The following is an 18434-nucleotide window of genomic DNA, read 5'->3' as shown; positions in this document are numbered from 1 at the left end:
GTGACGGTTTTATGTCATCCCACGCCGGATACCGCCTGCGCCAATTGGCGCATGGCAGGGTGAAACCGGCCCGCGCGGCATGATCGGGACCGGATGATTTTGCATCGCGGCAAATCGCGCTCTGGTTTGGGGTTGACGCGGGTCCCCCGCCCGGTTTATTGGCGGGCCGTCGGTTGTCCTCCGCCGTCTGGAACCCCGGTTCCGCACGACGGGCGATATGCCGTCAACCCCAAGAGAACAGTCACCCTGAGAATGAACCCTCGACCTAGTGAGAGCGGCGCGGACCCGTTTGGCCGGACCCATCCGGCGCGACTGGTCGCTACAGACCGCCAGCCGGGACAGGGGTGTGGGTGGGAGTGTCGGGCCCCTCGCTGAGACGGGGGCATCGACGCCCCCATCCCCGCCTTCGTCCCCGCCGGGCACCGGCCGCGTGACGGAGGCAGCAATGGCCCTCAACAAGACCCGTTTTTCCGCCGGGACCGATCCCGTGTCCGCCGTCATGGCGGCGGCGGCCCGTGCCGCGCAGGCGCAGCGCGCGGCCCTCTCTGGCCATGGCCTCACCCTGGTGTGGCGGCAGGATGCCGCCGGCCGCCCCGTTATGGGCTGGATGCTGATGCGCCGGCCGGTGGCCGCCAATGACATCGCCGCCAACGACGCACCGTCGGAGGGCCGAACGCGGTACGCCCGCTGACCGGTACCTGATTCCCCTGACGCTGTTCGGGCCCGACACCCCATCCGAAACCAAGGGTGACGGGGGGAACGGCCAATGACGATGCATGTCCTTCACGGCGGCCGTGACGGGCTGGGATCACCCAGCCCGCTTGCCCGCCTGGCGCCGTCCCGCTGGGACGTCGTGGCCTTGCCGCTGGTCCTGGGCCTGCTGGCCCTGTTGGTCTTCGGCGGGCACGAGGTGGCGCAGCCGCTGTCGCAGCTGGAACGCACGCCCATCACCCTGGACCCGTGGACGCTGCCCTACTACGCCCTGCGCACGACGCTGCGCATGCTGGCGGCCCTGGGCGCATCCCTGCTGTTCACCCTGGTCTATGCGCCGCTGGCGGTGAAAAGCCAGCGCGCGGGGCAGATCCTCATCCCGGCGCTGGACATCCTGCAGTCCGTGCCGGTGCTGACATACCTGTCCTTCACCGTGACCTTCTTCCTGGGCTTGTTCCCCGGCCAGGTGGTGGGGGCGGAGCTGGCCTCCATCTTCGCCATCTTCACCAGCCAGGCCTGGAACATGACCTTCAGCTTCTACCAGTCGCTGCGGACGGTGCCGTCCGACCTGGAAGAGGTGTGCACGGGCTATCACTTCTCCACCTGGCAGCGCTTCTGGCGGCTTGAGGTGCCCTTCGCCATCCCCGGCCTGGTCTGGAACATGATGATGAGCATGTCCGGCGGCTGGTTCTTCGTCGTGGCGGCCGAGGCGGTGACGGTGGGCAGCACCACCATCACCCTGCCGGGCGTGGGCGCCTATCTGGCGCTGGCCATCGAGCAGCGCGACCTGGGCGCCATCGGCTGGGTCATCCTGACCATGCTGGGCGTCATCATCCTTTATGACCAGCTGCTGTTCCGGCCGCTGGTCGCCTGGGCCGACCGCTTCCGCGCCGACACCGTGCAGGCAGAGGAACGCCCGACCTCCTGGGTGCTGACCATGGTGGAACGCTCCACTCTGTTCCGCACCTTGGGCCGGCCGGCCGGCGGCGCCGCCCGCGCTACCTTGCGCTGGCGCCTGCCGTCCCTGCCCAAGCTGCCGGCACCCAGGCTCAGCCCCCGGGCCGTGCGCATGGGGGATTATGTGTGGCAGGGCGCCCTGGCCGTCATGGCGCTGTACGTGGCGGTGCACGGCGTCCAGTTCATGGCCACCGGCGTCACCTGGGGTGATGTCGGCCATGTGGTGCTGCTGGGCCTGGCCACCATGGTCCGGGTGGTGGTGCTGATCGTCCTGGCGGCGGTCATCTGGGTACCGATCGGGGTGATGGTGGGCATGCGCCCGCGCCTGGCCGCCATCGTCCAGCCGCTGGCCCAGTTCCTGGCCGCCTTCCCGTCCAACCTGTTCTTCCCCGTGGCGGTGGCGGCCATCGTGCACTGGACCCTGAACCCGGACATCTGGCTATCGCCGCTGATGATCCTGGGCACGCAGTGGTACATCCTGTTCAACGTGGTGGCCGGTTCCCAGGCCTACCCCGTGGATCTGCGCGACGTTATCGCCAACCTGCGCCTGCGCGGCTGGAAGAAGTGGCGGGACGCCCTGCTGCCCGGTGTCTTCCCCCACCTGGTGACGGGGGCCATCACCGCCAGCGGCGGCGCCTGGAACGCCAGCATCGTGGCCGAGGCCGTGTCCTGGGGCGATACCCACGTCCAGGCACGTGGACTTGGCGCCTATATCGCCCAGATGACGACAGACGCCGACTTCCCGCGCCTGGTGCTGGGCAACGTCGTCATGGTCTGTTTCGTCGTGCTGTTCAACCGTCTGGTCTGGCGGCCGCTGTACGCGTACGCCGAACGCCGCCTGCGCGTGTCCTGAAGGAACGGAGGTCCCCATCATGAACCTGACCCCGAAGTCCCTGCGCGCGGCCCTGGGCGTGCATGCCCCGGCCGACCTGGCCACCGCCGGAGTCGCTCCCCGTGGGGCGTCCTCCGGCCCCCGTCCGCTGCCCAGCGGCGTGCCCATCCTGACCGTGAAGGACGTCAGCAAGCGTTACGACGCCGACCCCGACAGCCCCCTGGTGCTGGATAACGTCAACATGACGGTGGACCGGCGCGAGATTGTGGCCCTGCTGGGCCGCTCCGGCTCCGGCAAGTCCACCCTGCTGCGCATCATCGCCGGCCTGCTGTCCTCCACCTCGGGCCAGGTGTCCGTGGCGGGCAAGCCGGTTTCCGGCCCGGCCAACGACGTGGCCATGGTCTTCCAGTCGTTCGCCCTGTTCCCCTGGCTGACGGTGCTGGAGAACGTGCAGGTGGGACTGGAGGCGCGCGGCGTGCCCCCGGCGGAGATGCGCAAGCGCGCGCTGGCCGCCATCGACCTCATCGGCCTGGACGGGTTCGAGAACGCCTATCCCCGCGAACTGTCGGGCGGCATGCGCCAGCGCGTGGGCTTCGCCCGCGCCCTGGTGCTGGATCCCGGCATCCTGTTGCTGGACGAGCCGTTCTCGGCCCTGGACGTGCTGACGGCTGAAACCGTCCGTACCGACTTCCTGGACCTGTGGGGCGATGGTCACCTGGCCATCGGCGCCGTGTTGCTGGTCACCCACAACATCGAGGAGGCGGTGCAGATGTGCGACCGCATCCTGGTGATGTCGTCCAACCCGGGCCGGGTCGCGGCGGAGATCGAGGTGACGCTGCCCCATCCGCGCGTCCGCACCGACCCGGCCTTCCGCCAGCTGGTGGACCACATCTATGGCCTGATGACCCGCCGGCGCAAGGCGGCGCCGGGCATCGCCGAGACGCTGGCCGCCGGCCTCAGCCTGCAGCTGCCGCATGTGTCGACCAACGTGCTGGCCGGTCTGATGGAAATGGTGGATGCCGAGCCGCACAACGGCGTGGCCGACCTGCCCGTCATCTCCTCCGCCCTGCAGATGTCCACCGACGACCTGCTGAAGGTGGCGGAAACCTTGCAGATGCTGGGCTTCGCCGAGGTGGTGGAGGGCGACATCCGCCTGCTGCCCCCAGCGCGGCAATTCGCCCAGGCCGAGCTGGACGTGCGCAAGCGCCTGTTCGCCGACCATCTGCTGCAACGCATCCCGCTGGCCAGCCACATCCGCCGCGTCCTGCAGGAACGCCCAAACCACCGCGCCCCCCGGCCCCGCTTCGAGACGGAGCTGGAGGATCATATGTCCGAGACCGCGGCGGATGAGACGCTGAAGGCCATGATCAGCTGGGCGCGCTATGCCGAGGTCTTCGCCTATGACGGCGACACGGCGCAGTTCCACCTGGACGCGGAGGAAGAGGCTTAGTTTTTTCCTCAAGCGCCGGCAGCCGCATTCACGGCTTTGGCTTTCCTCGATTTTTAGTCCGCTCCGCTTCCCAAAAATCTCCGGCGGACGCGGTCGCGTCCTAGGAGGAGGGTTAAGGGGCCAGCATTCCAAGTTTGCGAGAAGAGGCTTGGCAGAACGGGCCGCCGGTGGTGCACTGCGCGGCCCGTTCCCCTTTCTGGACACCGCCCATGGCCCGCCTGGCTGCCCCCCGCCTCATCGCCCTGTCCTTGGCTGGAATGGCTTGGTTTGGCGGTGGTGCCGGGGCGGTGGGTCTGCCCTCCACCCCGGCCAAGCCCGTGACGGACAGCTTCTTCGGCCAGCCGGTGGCCGATCCCTACCGCTGGCTGGAGGATTGGTCCGACCCGGTGGTGAAGCGCTGGTCGGCTGATGAGAACGCCTACAGCCGCGTCTACCTGGACGCCGTACCCCAGCGCGCCGCCATCAAGGCGCGCCTGGAGTCGCTGATCGCCGCTACGCCCAGCCGTTATTCCGGCGTGCGCGCCGCCGGCGGCCATCTGTTCGCCCGCTATATCGACCCGCGCCTGCAACAGCCGCAGGTGGTCATGATCGATGATGGGATGACCACGGCGCCGTCGCGCGCGCTGGACGTGAAGGTGATCATCGACCCCAACCGGATCGACTCGCGCGGCCTGACGGCGGTGGACTGGTTCGTGCCGTCCCCCGACGGCCGGCTGGTGGCCGCCAGCCTGTCCACGGGCGGCAGTGAGAATGGCAGCGTGCATGTCTTTGACACCGCCACCGGGACGGAGGTGGGTGAGGTCATTCCCCGCGTGCAATATCCCACCGGCGGTGGCGACCTGGCCTGGTCCGCGGACGGCAAGGGCTTCTGGTACACCCGCTACCCGGGGGAGGAGCGGCCGGAGGCCGACCGTCATTTCTACATGCAGGTCTACTGGCACCCGCTGGGTGGCGATTCACGCAACGACAGTTACGTGCTGGGCCGCGACTTTCCCCGCATCGCGGAGGTGGAGCTGGACAATCGCGAAGGCACGGGGCCCCTGGTCATCTCGGTCGCCAACGGCGATGGCGGGGAATTCGAACACTTCCTGCTGCCCCAGGCCGCCGGGCCTACCGGCACACCGGCGCCGGTGACCCGGTTCGCCGACAAGGCGGTGGCGGTGGCGCCCGGGCCCGACGGCGCGCTTTACCTGATTTCCCGCCTGAATGCGCCGGCGGGGCGCCTGTTGCGCCTGGCGCCGGGGGACACCAACCTGGTCCATGCCAAGGTGCTGGTACCCGAGGGCAAGGCGGCGCTGCTGTCCGACCGGGGCTCCCACTCCCTGGCCGTGACGGACAGCCGCGTCTATCTGCGCCGCATTGAAGGCGGCCCCATCACCGTGGCCATGGTGGCGCCGGCCACGGGTCAGCCGCTGGGTCCGCTGCCCCTGCCGCCGGTCTCCGCCAACCATGAGCTGGTGCCCCTGGCCGGCAACCGCGTGCTCTATGACATGACCACCTATCTCAAGGCGCCCGCCTACGCCATCTACGACGAGCGCCGGCAAAGCATGGACGAAACCAAGCTGTCCGCCGCCGGTGGGCTGGATTTCAGCGACGCCGAGGTGGTGCGCGACGCCGCCACCTCCGCCGATGGTACCTCGGTGCCGGTCACCATCATCATTCCGAAGGGCGCGCGCAAAGGGGGCAAGGCGCCCGCGCTGCTGACCGGCTACGGCGGCTTCGGCGTCAGCCTGACGCCGGGCCAGCTCACGGCGGAACAGCGCTTGTGGCTGGACGCCGGCGGCATCTACGCCATCGCCAACTTGCGCGGCGGGGCGGAGTTTGGCGAGGCCTGGCACGATGCTGGCCGCCTGACGAACAAGCAGCATGTCTTCGACGATTTCGCCGCCGTGGCCCGCCTGCTGGTGCAGCGGGGCTATACCGATGCCGACCACCTGGCCCTGATCGGCGGCAGCAATGGCGGCCTGCTGATGGGCGCCACCCTGACCCAGCATCCGGACCTGGCCCGCGCCGTGGTGGGCAATGTCGGCATCTACGACATGGTGCGGACGGAACTGGACCCCAACGGCGCCTTCAACATCACCGAATACGGCACCGTGAAGGATTCGGCGCAGTTCCAGGCGCTGTACGCTTATTCGCCCTATCACCATGTGACGGATGGGGTCCGCTATCCCGCCGTGCTGCTGGCGACGGGGGAGAATGACGGCCGCGTGAATCCCATGCATTCGCGCAAGATGGTGGCCCGGCTGCAGGCGGCCAACCCCACCGGCCTGCCCATCCTGCTGCGCACCACCGCCAATGCCGGTCATGGCCATGGCAGTTCCCTGGCCGAGCGCGTGGCCCTATCGACGGACATCTACGGCTTCCTGTTTGACCAGCTGGCCATGACCCTGCCGCCGCCATCGGCCAAGTGACGCATTAAGCCGGATGGTGCATTAAGGCTGTCGCGGGCGGGGTGGCTGGCCCATAGTAGGGACCTGTTTTTCCTGATCCTGTTCCCCCGCAAGGAACCGCCTGGTGCCATGATGTCCCCGCCTGCCGCCCCGCCGCCATTCCCCGCTCCGGCGGATGGAATGGGCTGGCTGGACCCTGCCTGCCGGTTGATCCAGGACGGCCAGTCCCATGACCAGGCGGCCTTGCTTGAGCGGGCGCGGGACTTGGCCGGCCGGTTGCGGCCCGCCGCGCGCATCGCGGCGGTTGCGGCCACACCGCTGGCTGTGGCGGTGGCCCTGCTGGCGGCCCGCCTGCTGGACGCCGAGCTGTTCCTGATGCGGGGCACTGCTGTGCCCGCCGGGGTTGACGCGGTGGTGGATGCCGGCGGCGGGGTAACGCGCCCGGGCGGTGCGTTGTCCGGGGCCGCGCCCGGCTTCGCCCTGGTGCTGGAAAGCTCCGGCACCACCGGCACGCCCAAGCGTCTGCGCCACGCTTTCGATCGGCTGGCGGCCCGTATCCAGGGGGGGCGGGGGCGGGGCAGCGTGTGGCTGGCCACCTTCGACCCGGGTGGCTATGCCGGCCTGCAGGTGCTGCTGACCGTGTTGCGCGGTGGCGGGACGCTGGTGGCGGGCGACGCCCCCGACGTGCCGGCGCTGGCGGACCTGGCGCAGCGTCATGCGGTCACCCACATCAGCGCCACGCCCAGCTTCTGGCGGGCCTTCCTGCTGACGGGGAAGACGCCGCCGCTGAAGGCGATGACTCTGGGGGGTGAGGCGACGGACCAGTCGTTGCTGGACCGGCTGGCGGCCGCCTTTCCCAACGCCGCCGTGCGTCACATCTATGCCAGCACAGAGGCGGGCGCCCTGTTCGCCGTAGCGGACGGCCGCGCCGGCTTCCCCGCCGCCTGGCTGGAGACCGGAATTGAGGGTACCGACCTGGCCGTGCGTGACGGTGTGTTGTGGGTCCGGGGGCCCCGGCTGGCCATCGCGTTGGCCGGCGGCCGCCTGCTGACCGATGCCGACGGCTGGTATGCCACGGGCGACCGGGTGGACATCGTGGGCGACCGGGTGCTGTTCCGGGGGCGTGAGGACGGTGTGGTCAACGTCGGCGGCGTGAAGGTCATGCCCGATGAAGTGGAGACTCTGATCCAGGCGGTGCCGGGCGTCGCCGACGCCGCCGTGCGGGTGCGGGCCAGCCCCATCACCGGGCATCTGCTGACGGCACAGCTGGTGGTGGTACCGGGCCAGGATCCTGAGGTCCTGCGCCCCAGGGTGGCGGCGGCCCTGGCTGGCTTGCCGGCGGCGGCCCGCCCCCGGCGGCTGGAATTCGTTACGGAGCTGGAATTATCCCCGGCCGGCAAAAAGAAACGGGTGCAGGAATGAGTGACCATATCATCGTCACCGGCGGCAGCCGGGGCCTGGGCTTGGCGCTTGTGCGCGCCCTGCTGGCGGACGGCTGGCGCGTCTCCACCTGCGCCCGCGGGCCAACGGCGGAGGTGGAGGATCTGACGGCCCGGCACGGCGACCGCTTCCTGTTTCAGGTGGCGCAGGTGGGCGACGCGGATCAGGTGACCGCCTTCGTCGACGCTGCCACGGCCTGGGCCGGCGGGCTCTATGGCTTGGTCAACAATGCCGGCATCGCGCGCGAGGGCATCCTGGCCACCTTGCCCCAGGTGGAAATCGACACCCTGATCCAAACCAACCTGAACGGCGCCATCCAGGCTGCCCGGGCGGCCTTGCGGCATCTGCTGCGCCGCCCAGCCACGGCGGCGCCCGCTGGTGGGCGCATCATCAACATCTCTTCCATCATCGGGCAGCGCGGCTATACCGGCCTGGCCGCCTATGCCGCCACCAAGGCGGGAATGGATGGCATGACCCGGGCGTTGGCGCGAGAGGTGGGGCGGCGGGGCATCACCGTCAACTCGGTGGCACCAGGTTATCTGGAGACAGAGATGTCCTCGACCCTCAGCGCCGGCCAGCGCGACCAGATCATCCGGCGCACGCCACTGGGCCGCCTGGGCACGGCAGACGACGTGGTGCCGGTGGTGCGCTTCCTGCTGGGCCCGTCCGCCGCCTATATTACCGGGCAGACCTTGGTGGTCGACGGCGGCATCAGTTGCTGATGGGAGATCGTTGATGGCGTTGGCCCGGTTGAACGGTGTGGCGGTGCGGGGCATCGTCTCGGCACTGCCGGCCCGGGTGGAGGATACGGCGGACCTGGCCGCCCGCTTCGGGGAAGAGGCGGCGCGCCGCCTGGCCACCGCCACCGGCATCCATGCCCGCCATTTGGCGGCGCCCGGCCAATGCACATCCGACCTGGCGGTGCCGGCGGCCCAAGCGCTGCTGGACGGGCTGGGCTGGGCAGCCGACAGCGTCGACCTGCTGGTCTTCGTCAGCCAGACCCACGACCAGGTGCTGCCGGCCACGGCTTGCCTGGTGCAGCGGCGGCTGGGCCTGTCCAAGAGCGCCGCCGCCTTCGACCTGTCGCTGGGCTGCTCCGGCTATGTCTATGGCCTGTGGGCGGCGGGCTCGGCGCTCGCCTCACTGCTACCGCGGGCCGATGGGCGGCCGGCGCGGGCCTTGCTGCTGGCGGGCGACACAACCAGCCATATCCTGGATCCGGATGACCGGGCGGTGGCGCCCCTGTTTGGCGACGCCGCCGCCGCCACGGCGCTGGAGATCGACGCCGCCGCGCCGCCCATGATCGTGGACGTGGGCACGGATGGCGCCGGTGCCCCCTATCTCATGGCGGCGGGTGGGGCTATGCGGGGGCCGGACCGGCCGCCACGCCTGTTCATGGACGGCACCCAGGTCTTCGCCTTCACGTTGCGTGAGGTGCCGGGTGCCATCGCCGCCACCTTGGCCGCCATCGGCTGGACCGCGGCGGATGTGGACCGTTTCGTCCTGCACCAGGCCAATGAAATGATGCTCCGCCGCCTGGGCCATAAGATCGGCGCCACGGACGAACAGCTGGTGCTGGCCCTGGCCCGCCATGGCAACACCAGTTCGGCCAGCGTGCCGCTGGCCTTGACCGACGCGGTGGCGGCCGACCTCAAGGCCGGGGCCTTGCGGGTCCTGTTGTCCGGATTCGGGGTGGGATGGTCCTGGGCCACGGCGGCGGCCACCCTGGGGCCGCTGGCCGTGTGCGAGACCATTGTGCTGCCGGCCTGAAAGGCCGGAGCTGATACCCGTGGCATTTGATCGTGACCGCTCAAATGCCCCCTCAATCGCCGGGCGCCAGCATGCGCTGGCTCGGCTTCCTCGCTGTGCCCTGCGGTGCTCGCTCCGGCGCCCGCGGTCGCGGGCTACACCGGCACGAGTCAACATCTCGTGCCGGTGGTATTATTCGTCGACGGCGGGGGCGGCCACCTTGCGGCGGCGGCGCACAACCTCCACCGGCGGCTTGGGGGCCGGCGCGGCCTCGGCCGTTTCCTTGATGTCGAACAGCTTACGGCACAGCTTCAGGGCGCGATAGTTGTTGCCCTCGCGCACCAGCGTCTGCACTTCGTCGAACAGGTCGGCCTTGTCGGGATGCTGGACCCGCGCCTCTTCCAGGATGGCGGCGAAGTGCACCATGTTGGTGCTGGCGTCCTCGGGGAAGATGTAGATCAACTGGATGATGAAATAGAGCCGCTTCTCGATGGTGTCGCAGTTCTCTTCCTTCAGGATTTCCCGGCCACGCAGGAAATTCACCTTGTTGTAGAAGAATAGCGAGACGGGGTGATCGCCGATGCCGATGACGGCGCCGTTGACGATCAGCTTTTCTCCCGGGCGTAACACCAGTTTCAGCGGCAAGGGGGCAATCCTTCCTTCAGAACGCAGCCTCGGGGCCAGGGCCCGGGGCCAGGGTCCAGCCGCGTGGGCCGAACCGGGCAGAACCTTAAACGAATAAAGCCGCCCGGACGGGCGGGCGTATGCGCGCACCCCTAGGAATTACGGCAGCCGACCCCGTCCGGTCACCAAAAAACCGCTGGCCGCCGGAATTGACCGACCAAAAAAGAAGGTGGCGGACGTTGCCGTCCGCCACCCTCCGTACTTCCATGCTTGGGCTGGTCTATTAGAACAGCTTGAGGATGGACTGCTGAGCCTGGTTGGCCAGGGACAGGGTGGTGACACCCAGGGACTGCTTGGTCTGCAGGGCCAGCAACTGGGCGCCGGCTTCGTTCTGGTCGACCTGCGTCAGGTTGTCGGCACCGTCCTGCAACACATTGTTGAACGCGTTCGTGAAATCCGAACGGGTCTGAATGATGTTCAGGTTGGTGGCGAGCGTCTGAGAGGCGGAACGCAGAACGTTGGTCGCGTTGGTCAGCTGGGCCTGGGCCTTGTCGATGTCCGCACGATCCAGGAAGTTGTTCTGGGCGTAGTCGACGGCCAGACCCTGGCCCGAGGTGGTGACGTTGGTCGCCGCCACGGTGATGCCGCTGCTGTTGTTCTCGTTGAACTGGACGCTCAGGTCGTTCGACGTGCCCGCCGCGGTGGTCTGCGCGGTGGAGATGTTGGCGGCCTTGTTGGCGCTGGCCGCCTGCCGGACGTTCGAGGCATCGACATTCAGACGAACGGTGCCGGTGCTGAACGAGAAGGCGTTCTCACCGTCGGACAGCTTGGAGTCGCCTCGCTCGTTGGTGCCGGAACGGGTCACGGAGACGCCGTTCAGGTCCGTGGCGGTCACGGAAACATCCACGTTCTTCTCGATGGTGGACGTGCCATTGCCGGCGGTACCCAGCGCTTCCAGCGAGGCGCGGTCCACGGTGAAGGAAACCACCGTGCCTGACGAGAAGGACAGCGAAATGTCCTTGGTCAGTGCGTTGGAGGCCGAGGTGCCCAGCGAGAACGAGCTGGCGGTACCAGCGGTGGCACCAGCGGTGATGGTGAACTGGTTGTTGGCACCGCCCGCACCGACCGAGAAGCCCGAGAACGCGCCGTGCAGGGCGTTGCCAATCACCGTCTTCAGGTTGGTGGCGATGTTCTGCTGACGGGTCGCGGTATCGGCCGCCGACACGTCACCCGCCGAAGCGGTGTAGGTGAAGGACGTGCCGTTGATCGTGGCCGTGAAGGTGTCACCCTGCTCGATATTGCCGGTGATGGACACCTGCGAGATCTGGGCCGTACCCGACGAACCAGCAGTCTGCAGCGTGTTGGTGGCAGACTGGGTGTTATCGAAGAAGTTGATGGTCCGCGACTCGTCGCCTTCCGTCACCACGACGCTGCGCTGCTGGCCGACCGCGCCGCGGGTCTGGATGGAGATGTCGGAGAAGTTGCCGGCGGTCGAGCTCAACGTGCCGGAAACCTTCAGGCCGAAGACACCGCGGGCGGTTTCGGCGTTGGCGATGTCGGCGGCGGCGCCGGAGACGGCGCCGGTGCCCGAGATCTTAACCGAGTAGGTGTCGGCGCCGGTGATGTTGGTGACGCGGGCGTTCGAGATCGAGGTGATCGAGTTCGCGGTCGCGATCGTGGTCGAGGTGGCGGCGTAGGACTGGCCGTTGCCGGCGACCAGATTCTTGCCCGAGTAGCCGCTGTCACCCGCCAGCTTGTCGATCTGGTCCTTGATGCCGTTGAACTGATCGGCCAGCGACTTGCGGGTCGCGACGGAACCGGCATCCGTGCCCAGGTTGGCATAGGCGGTCGTCAGCAGGCCCTGAGCCTGGGTCACGAGCGACTGGATGGAGGTGATGCCCTGGCTGCCAGCCTTGATGGTGCTGACGGCCTGCGACATGCCGTCCTTCAGGGTCGACAGGTCGCTCGCGCGCTGATTCAGGCTCTGCGCGGCGAAGAAAGCGGTCGGACCGTCAAGGGCGGAATTGACCTTGTTACCGGTCGCCAGCTGGTTTTCCAGCTTGCTGGTCGAGGTGTTGGTCTGCTGCAGCAGCAGCAGGTTGGTCCGCATGCTGGACGAAAGCTGAACGGCGTCAGACATAAAAAGTCTCCTTTGGAGAGGGTATGTGTCGCCCGAGTTTTTCGGACACGTTAAGTGATGACTGGTTTCTGTGACGGAGTCAAGGCACGATTGATAAAATTTTAGACGTTTTGTCTATGTCTCAGGATCTACCCGCCGTGCCGGCCTTCACCACGATGGTTCAATACATCACCAACCGTTGATGGATCCTTAACATGGATCAAGGCGCCTCGATAGCGGTATCAGCGACACGCCGCGCCAGGTCGGCGGCCACCCGGGCCATGATCGGACGCCAATCCCCGCGCGCCTCCTGCCGATAGAGGCGGGCGCTGGGGTACCAGTCACTGTCCGTGCGGCCCATGCCCCAGCGCCAGTCGGGGATCTGCGGCAGAATGACCCACACCGGCCGTCCCAGGGCCCCGGCCAGATGGACCGGGGCGGTGCAGGAACTGATCAGCAGGTCCACCTCAGCGAGGATGGCGGCGGTGTCGGCGAAATCCTTGATGTCCGGGGCCAGGTCGGTGAAGGCGGCGGGCAGGTCCGCGTCCGCCAGATCCCGCCGCCCATCGCCCATTTGGATACTGAAGACGTGCGTCCCCGGCACACGCAGCACCGGCGCGAAGGCTGCCAGCCGCGGGGAGCGCCAACGGTCGCCGGTGAAGTTCGGGTTACCGGCCCAAACCAGCGCGACCTTCAGGGCGCCGGGATCCGCCATGGCCCCCCGCAACCGGTCACGCCAGCGCGCGCGGCGATGGTCTTCTCCCGGCAGCCCGTCCAGGGAAAGATAAGGAACCTTGTTGGGAATCGGGACCAGTCCGGCCTGGAAAAGGCCCGGCAGGCTCATGACGGGACACTGCAGGTCGAAGGGGGGCAGCGGCTGGTCCGTGGGCGCCAGTTCCAGCCGGCCGGGTTGCACCAACCCCTGGAACAGGGCCGCAAGCTCCGGCGGTGTCTCCACCAGCAGGCGGCCACCCCGCGCGGCGATGAGCGGCAAATAGCGCGCCGCCATCAGCATGTCACCCAGGCCCTGCTCGATATGGACCAGCAGGGTGCGACCCGGGAAGGGCCCGCCGTCCCAGCCTGGGCGGTCGAAGGTGCGCAGGCGGTTGGTACGGCTGTGGCGCCGCCATTCATACAGCGGCCAACCCTTGGCGTATCGGCCCAGCAGCAGGGACACCAGCGCCAGGTTCCAATTGGGCTCCACCGCGTCGGGCTTGAGGGCCAGCGCTTTTTCCGCCGCCTGGGCCGCATCCTCGAGTCGGCCCAGGTCGTACAGGGCGGCGCCCAGGGCGGTCCAGGCGCGGTGGAAGGTGGAATCAAGGGCCAAAGCCCGGTGGTAGGCATCGACCGCGCCGTGCAAATCATCCATGGCGCGCCGGCCCATGCCCACATTCAGCCAGCCGCCGACGAAAGCGGGGTTCAGCCGCACGGCCTCCTCGTAGGCGGCCAGGGCTTCGGCCGGCCGTTGCAGTTCGCTCAGCACGGTGCCCAGGTTGGTGTGCAACTCGGGTATCCGGGGGAACAGGGCCAGAGCCTGGCGGTAGCTGGCCGCCGCCTCGTCCAACCGTTTGGCCGCCTTCAGCGCGCCGCCCAGGTTGGACAGCGCCTCACCGTATCGCGGATCCGCGGCCACGGCCGCCTGGAAGGCGGAAATGGCTTCCGCGGTTCGCCCCCCCGCCAGCAGGCAGGCGCCCAGGCTATTCCATGTTTCGGGACTTGGCACCAAACCGGCCCCGCGCCGGGCGGCCGCAGCCTGCTCATAGAGAGGCAGCGCGTCGGTGGCGTGCCCCTGCTCCAGCAGGGCGGCGGCGCGGCGCTCCTGCAATGTCGCCAGGGCATCGGCGGCCTGCGCATGGCCAGATTCCCTCTGCAGCACATGCCGATACAGCGCTTCGGCGGCATCGGGCTGACCCTGGCCCTGGCGCACCGTGGCCAGCAGCAGGGCGATGGCGGGAATGTCCGGCGCCAGGTAATGGGCCCGTTCCAGCCGAGCCAGCGCCACCTGGTCGTCCCCGCGCTCGTGGGCAGCCATGCCCCAAAGATAAAGCGCCTGGACATGATCTGGCGCCACGGCCACCACGCGGCCATACAGCAGTTCCGCCTCCGCCAGGCGGCCGGCCTCATGGTGGTCCAGCGCCAGCTTCAGCCTGTCTTCAACGGTAGCCATAGTGATCGTGCCGTCCCGGCCGGTGCTCCACGCGATAGGCCCGCAGCATGGCCGCGAGCGGCATGCCGGTTCAAAACAAATCGCGGACTGGATCGGAAAAGCAGGCAGGCCCCGCCCTACCAGGCGGACGACGGCCATTGGCCTGTACGGGGAAGAGGCGTCAGGCGACCACGTTGACGGCCGCAGCACCCAAGGTCACCGCCGCCACTAGGGGGCTTATCAGGGCGCTGCCCGATCCGGCGCCGCCCGTGCTGGTGGACGACGCGCCGGTGGTGCCGGCGGAGGAGGCGGTGGTGCTGGTGTTGGACGCGGTGGCGCCCGCTGCCGACTGGTCGTTGGAGGGGGCCGTCACTTCGGCCGGCAACAGCGGATTGCCACCCTTGTAATGCGGGGCGCCGGTCGCGCGCAGGCGATATTGCTCCACCACCTGGCGGGAGGGGATTTGATAATCGACGGCACCGGTGGTGCTGTCCCGGAACTGGGTGATGGCGATGGCCGCCTGACTGTCATATGTGACGACCGGGCTGATGTAGGCGGGCGCCGACAGACGCGACGTCGTCTCCTCCCCCGCCGTGGAGGTTCCCCCGGAGGCGGCGCCAGGCGTGGACGAACCAGGCGTGGGCGAACCAGGCGTGGACGAACCGGCCGTCGCCTCGGCCGAGGTGTCGTTGGTGGCATAGCCCAAGGTCGCCAGGGTCCCGTTGGGGATCTGGGTGTAGACGGAGCCAGTGCTTAACACGCCATCCAGGGCCATGGACTTCGGTCCTTGGTTAGGAGACAATCGGAAATATTCGACACGCGCCCGTAAGGGACGTGCGCAGGCCAGGAAGACATCGGTTCGGACCCCTTATTCCACCTCTGGTTTCGAGGGGCTTCCCAGGGACGAGTCCTTTGGAAAAGACCGGCGAAAAGGTGGTCGGGGGTGGCGGATTCACGCCACAGTAAATTTTTCAACAATAACTTTAACAAAATTGACGCGGCCGCACAAATTTTTTTCGCAACTCTACCGTTAGGATAGGACGCGGCTTCGCCCTGCTTGCGATCAGAGATTGCCGCGGGGGCCGAGTTTCGATGCGCGATCAATCAAAAAGATAACATTTTCAGGGGATTGGTTTCGCAACCAAGTCGATTGCCAACTGGCGCGCCGTGGCTGACCAATCGCCCCAACTCTCTTGACGATACAGGCGCAGGGTGGGGTACCAGGGGCTGTCGGCGCGATCGCGCAACCAGCGCCAGCAGCCGTCGGTGCGGGACAGCACCCATACCGGCCGGCCCAAGGCCCCCGCCAGATGGGCGACCGCCGTGTCCACGGTAATGACCAGATCCAGGCAGGCCACCAGCGCGGCGGTGTCGGCGAAGTCCCGCAACTCCCCCGTCCAGTCCAGCAGAGGAAAGGGCGCCGTGGCTGCCTGTGCGGCCGGGGTGCCTTTCTGCAGGCTGATGAAACGGACGTCATCCGCGGCGGCCAGGGGAGCCAGCACCGCCAAGGGCACGCTGCGCCGTCGGTCGATCAAGGCCGATACGGGGTCGTCCGGGCGGGGGTCGCCGCCCCATACCAGGCCCACGGCCCGCATGCCCGCCGGCACGGCCTGGGCCAGCCGCGCCCGCCAGCCCTCCACCGGCGGCGGCGTCAGATAGGGACACTGGGCTGGAATGGTTTCCAGCGTCGTGCCCAGGCGGTGCGGCAGGCTCATCAGCGGGACGCGGGCATCCCAATCGGCGGCGCTGACCGTGGCGCCGGGTGGAACCACCGTCACGCCGGGTAGGCTCAGAGCCATCAGCCGCGCCAACGCCGGCTGCACTATGAGACCGACGCGGGCCAGGCCCAACCGGCTGGCCGCCCCCGCCAGCAGGGCGGCGTAGCGCGCGAATTGCAGCGTATCGCCGTGTCCCTGCTCGGCATGCACCAGCAGGCGTGTGCCTGCCATCGCCGTCGGATCCGGTCCCCGCCATTCCGGCAGGACGGTCAAGCTGGGGTCCGGCGGCGGCATTTGGCCGGTCTGGTGGCGCCATTCATATTCCTGCCAACCCATGGCCAGGTCACCCGCCAACAGGCGGGCCAGCGACCGCTGCCAGTGCACCGCCGGTTCCCCGGGCGCCAGGGCCAGCGCCTTGAGGTAAAGCGCTTCGGCCCCGTCATCGTCGCCCAGGTCCTTCAAGACCGTGGCCAGATTGGTCAGCGGCCGGTGGTCGTCCGGCGCTGTGGCGGCCGCGCGGGTCAGGACATCCGCCGCCTCCGGCAGCCGGCCCTGGGCGTGCAGCAATACGCCCCGGTGGTTCAGCACCTCCGCCCGGCCGGGGTCCTGCGCCTCGGCCTGGTCCAACGCGGCGGCGGCGGCATCGAAGTGGCCCAGCCGGGTTTCCAGGAAGCCCAGGTTGATCAGGATTTCGGCCGTCTCGTCCGCCATGCCGGGCAGGGCCAGGGCCCGGCGCAGGGCGTCGGCCGCCGGCTCTGGCTGGTTCAGGGCCATCAGGGCCAACCCCAGCCGCGCCCAGCCCTCACGCCGGCCGGGATCCAGCTCCACCGCACGGCGGGCCAGGGTGGCGGCGGTCGTGGCCCGGTGGCCGCTGGACCCCTGGGGGGCGCCCCCCTCGGAGAGGGAGAGGTAGTCGCCGGCCTGGTTCAGCCAGAGGCTCACCAGGTTGCGCGTCGCGCCAGCGTGGCCGGGCTGTCGCCGCAGGACCTCGGCGAACGCCGTTTCCGCCTCGTCCGTCAAGCCAGCCCGCGTCAGAGTCACCGCCAGGTCATCCAGGATGTCGATATCGTCCGGCGCCAGGGCGGCGGCGGCCTTCAAGGCCCGCACGGCGGCCGGCGCGTCCCCCATGGCCGCCAGGGCGCGGCCCCGCCGCCGCTGCCAGCCCGCCGCCTGGGGCGCGGGCGGATTCAGGGCCAGGGCCTGCTCCAGGCAGTCCGCCTCCAGCGCGGGGCGGCCCAGTGCTGCGGCCGCGTCGGCGCGGGTGATGTGAAAGGCGGCGGCCGCCGGGTTGACCCGCGTGGCCTGGCCGGCCAGGTCCAGGGCTTCCTCCGCCCGCCCCGTCTGCAGGCACAGCACGGCCAAAAGGTTCAGCGCGTCGCCTTCCGCCGGTGCCACGGCCAGGATGCGGCGATAGATCACCTCGGCATGGCCCAGGGCGCCCTCGCGGTGATGGCGCAAGGCCTCGTTCAGGGCGTCGGTGATACTGGCCATGGGATTTTCCAGAAGGGAAGCTCAGCCCCGCGCCACGGCGCGGTCGGACACGAAGGGGTTGCTGCGCCGCTCCTGGCCGAAGGTCGAGGGCTCGCCATGGCCGGGCAGGAAGGTGATGTCGTCGCCCAGGGGGAACAACTTCTCACGAATGGACCGGATCAGGGCAGCGTGATCGCCACGGGGGAAATCGGTACGGCCGATGGAGCCCTGGAAAATGACGTCGCCCACGACGGCCAAGCGAGAAGCCGGATGGATGAAAACCACGTGGCCGGGGGTATGGCCGGGGCAATGCAACACATCCAGCGTCAACTCACCCACCATGACGGTGTCGCCATCGTTCAGCCAGCGGGTGGGGGTGAAGGACTTGGCGTACAGCATGCCATACTTGGCCCCGTCTTCCGGCAGGCGGTCGATCCAGAATTTGTCCTCCAGCTGCGGCCCCTCCACCGGCACGCCGGTCGCGGCCGCCAGGTCCGCCACGGCGGCCGCATGGTCGACATGGCCGTGGGTCACCAGGATGCGTTCCAGCGTCAGGCCCTGGCGCGCCAGGAATTCCTTGATCTGAGTGACGCCGTCGCCAGGATCGACCACCGCCGCCCGCTTGGTCGCCGTGCACCACAGGATGGAGCAGTTCTGCTGGAACGGCGTCACCGGCAGGATGGCCACCTTCAGGGGCGGCGTACCCGGCGCGGGCTTTGCGGCGGCGTCCGACGCGGGGGGGACGGTCTGGTCCGGCATGGCTGTCCTCGGGCGGTGGGGGGTGGAAGGGCGCCTCACCGTCATACCCCGCCGGGCACCGGCAGG

At 68.7% G+C, this 18434-nt stretch carries 13 protein-coding genes; 7 read left to right on the top strand and 6 right to left on the bottom strand.

All coding sequences use genetic code 11. The annotated features are described in order from the left end of the window. Positions 1–445 precede the first annotated feature (445 nt). The 7 genes from P5F91_RS20970 (at position 446) to P5F91_RS20940 (ending at position 9553) form a co-directional block, all read left to right on the top strand. Positions 446–691, top strand: a complete 246-nt coding sequence (locus P5F91_RS20970; RefSeq protein ID WP_040842394.1) for a hypothetical protein — start codon at positions 446–448, stop codon at positions 689–691. Positions 692–766: 75 nt separating this feature from the next. Further along, a complete protein-coding gene (locus P5F91_RS20965; RefSeq protein WP_326486335.1) occupies positions 767–2521 on the top strand; it encodes an ABC transporter permease in 1755 nt (584 codons plus the stop codon). 19 nt (positions 2522–2540) lie between these two features. After that, the gene (locus P5F91_RS20960; protein WP_246134202.1) at positions 2541–3950 is read left to right on the top strand and encodes an ABC transporter ATP-binding protein; all 1410 of its coding nucleotides are present in this window, start codon (positions 2541–2543) and stop codon (positions 3948–3950) included. Between the two features lie 209 nt (positions 3951–4159). Further along, positions 4160–6364, top strand: coding sequence for a prolyl oligopeptidase family serine peptidase (locus P5F91_RS20955; protein WP_246134203.1), 2205 nt, complete (start codon positions 4160–4162; stop codon positions 6362–6364). 108 nt (positions 6365–6472) lie between these two features. Continuing rightward, a complete protein-coding gene (locus P5F91_RS20950) occupies positions 6473–7765 on the top strand; it encodes an AMP-binding protein (RefSeq protein WP_246134204.1) in 1293 nt (430 codons plus the stop codon). Next, entirely contained in the window at positions 7762–8505 is a 744-nt protein-coding gene (locus P5F91_RS20945) for an SDR family NAD(P)-dependent oxidoreductase (RefSeq protein ID WP_186454538.1), read from the top strand. The genes P5F91_RS20950 and P5F91_RS20945 overlap by 4 nt, the downstream gene beginning before the upstream one ends. Positions 8506–8518: 13 nt before the next feature. Next, the gene (locus P5F91_RS20940) at positions 8519–9553 is read left to right on the top strand and encodes a 3-oxoacyl-ACP synthase III family protein (protein WP_145608872.1); all 1035 of its coding nucleotides are present in this window, start codon (positions 8519–8521) and stop codon (positions 9551–9553) included. A gap of 171 nt (positions 9554–9724) precedes the next feature. On the opposite strand, the gene P5F91_RS20935 is transcribed toward P5F91_RS20940, so the two are convergent. The 6 genes from P5F91_RS20935 to P5F91_RS20910 form a co-directional block, all read right to left on the bottom strand. Further along, positions 9725–10177, bottom strand: a complete 453-nt coding sequence (locus tag P5F91_RS20935) for a flagellar biosynthesis repressor FlbT (RefSeq protein WP_145608873.1) — start codon at positions 10175–10177, stop codon at positions 9725–9727. A 262-nt stretch (positions 10178–10439) separates the two neighbouring features. Further along, complete coding sequence (locus P5F91_RS20930) at positions 10440–12296, bottom strand: flagellin N-terminal helical domain-containing protein (protein ID WP_145618213.1); 1857 nt, start codon at positions 12294–12296, stop codon at positions 10440–10442. 199 nt (positions 12297–12495) lie between these two features. Then, positions 12496–14442, bottom strand: coding sequence for a tetratricopeptide repeat protein (locus P5F91_RS20925; RefSeq protein ID WP_277908170.1), 1947 nt, complete (start codon positions 14440–14442; stop codon positions 12496–12498). Between the two features lie 160 nt (positions 14443–14602). Then, a complete protein-coding gene (locus P5F91_RS20920) occupies positions 14603–15196 on the bottom strand; it encodes an RAD23 family protein (RefSeq protein ID WP_186454540.1) in 594 nt (197 codons plus the stop codon). A 346-nt stretch (positions 15197–15542) separates the two neighbouring features. Then, positions 15543–17630, bottom strand: coding sequence for a tetratricopeptide repeat protein (locus tag P5F91_RS20915; protein ID WP_277908169.1), 2088 nt, complete (start codon positions 17628–17630; stop codon positions 15543–15545). Positions 17631–17651: 21 nt separating this feature from the next. Next, on the bottom strand, positions 17652–18368 hold the full coding sequence (locus tag P5F91_RS20910; RefSeq protein ID WP_145608877.1) for an MBL fold metallo-hydrolase: 717 nt from the start codon (positions 18366–18368) through the stop codon (positions 17652–17654). Positions 18369–18434 lie beyond the last annotated feature (66 nt).

The organism is Nitrospirillum amazonense (genome assembly GCF_029594735.1).
GTDB lineage: Bacteria > Pseudomonadota > Alphaproteobacteria > Azospirillales > Azospirillaceae > Nitrospirillum > Nitrospirillum amazonense.
The sequence above is the reverse complement of the archived record's forward strand: the minus strand, read 5'-3'. Positions and strand labels throughout refer to the sequence as shown.

Coding starts and splice junctions, on each gene's coding strand:
- P5F91_RS20925 (WP_277908170.1), bottom strand. CDS start 14,442: ATGGCTACCGTTGAAGACAGGCTGAAGCTGGCGCTGGACCACCATGAG.
- P5F91_RS20970 (WP_040842394.1), top strand. CDS start 446: ATGGCCCTCAACAAGACCCGTTTTTCCGCCGGGACCGATCCCGTGTCC.
- P5F91_RS20945 (WP_186454538.1), top strand. CDS start 7,762: ATGAGTGACCATATCATCGTCACCGGCGGCAGCCGGGGCCTGGGCTTG.
- P5F91_RS20950 (WP_246134204.1), top strand. CDS start 6,473: ATGATGTCCCCGCCTGCCGCCCCGCCGCCATTCCCCGCTCCGGCGGAT.
- P5F91_RS20955 (WP_246134203.1), top strand. CDS start 4,160: ATGGCCCGCCTGGCTGCCCCCCGCCTCATCGCCCTGTCCTTGGCTGGA.
- P5F91_RS20960 (WP_246134202.1), top strand. CDS start 2,541: ATGAACCTGACCCCGAAGTCCCTGCGCGCGGCCCTGGGCGTGCATGCC.
- P5F91_RS20920 (WP_186454540.1), bottom strand. CDS start 15,196: ATGGCCCTGGATGGCGTGTTAAGCACTGGCTCCGTCTACACCCAGATC.
- P5F91_RS20910 (WP_145608877.1), bottom strand. CDS start 18,368: ATGCCGGACCAGACCGTCCCCCCCGCGTCGGACGCCGCCGCAAAGCCC.
- P5F91_RS20930 (WP_145618213.1), bottom strand. CDS start 12,296: ATGTCTGACGCCGTTCAGCTTTCGTCCAGCATGCGGACCAACCTGCTG.
- P5F91_RS20915 (WP_277908169.1), bottom strand. CDS start 17,630: ATGGCCAGTATCACCGACGCCCTGAACGAGGCCTTGCGCCATCACCGC.
- P5F91_RS20965 (WP_326486335.1), top strand. CDS start 767: ATGACGATGCATGTCCTTCACGGCGGCCGTGACGGGCTGGGATCACCC.
- P5F91_RS20940 (WP_145608872.1), top strand. CDS start 8,519: ATGGCGTTGGCCCGGTTGAACGGTGTGGCGGTGCGGGGCATCGTCTCG.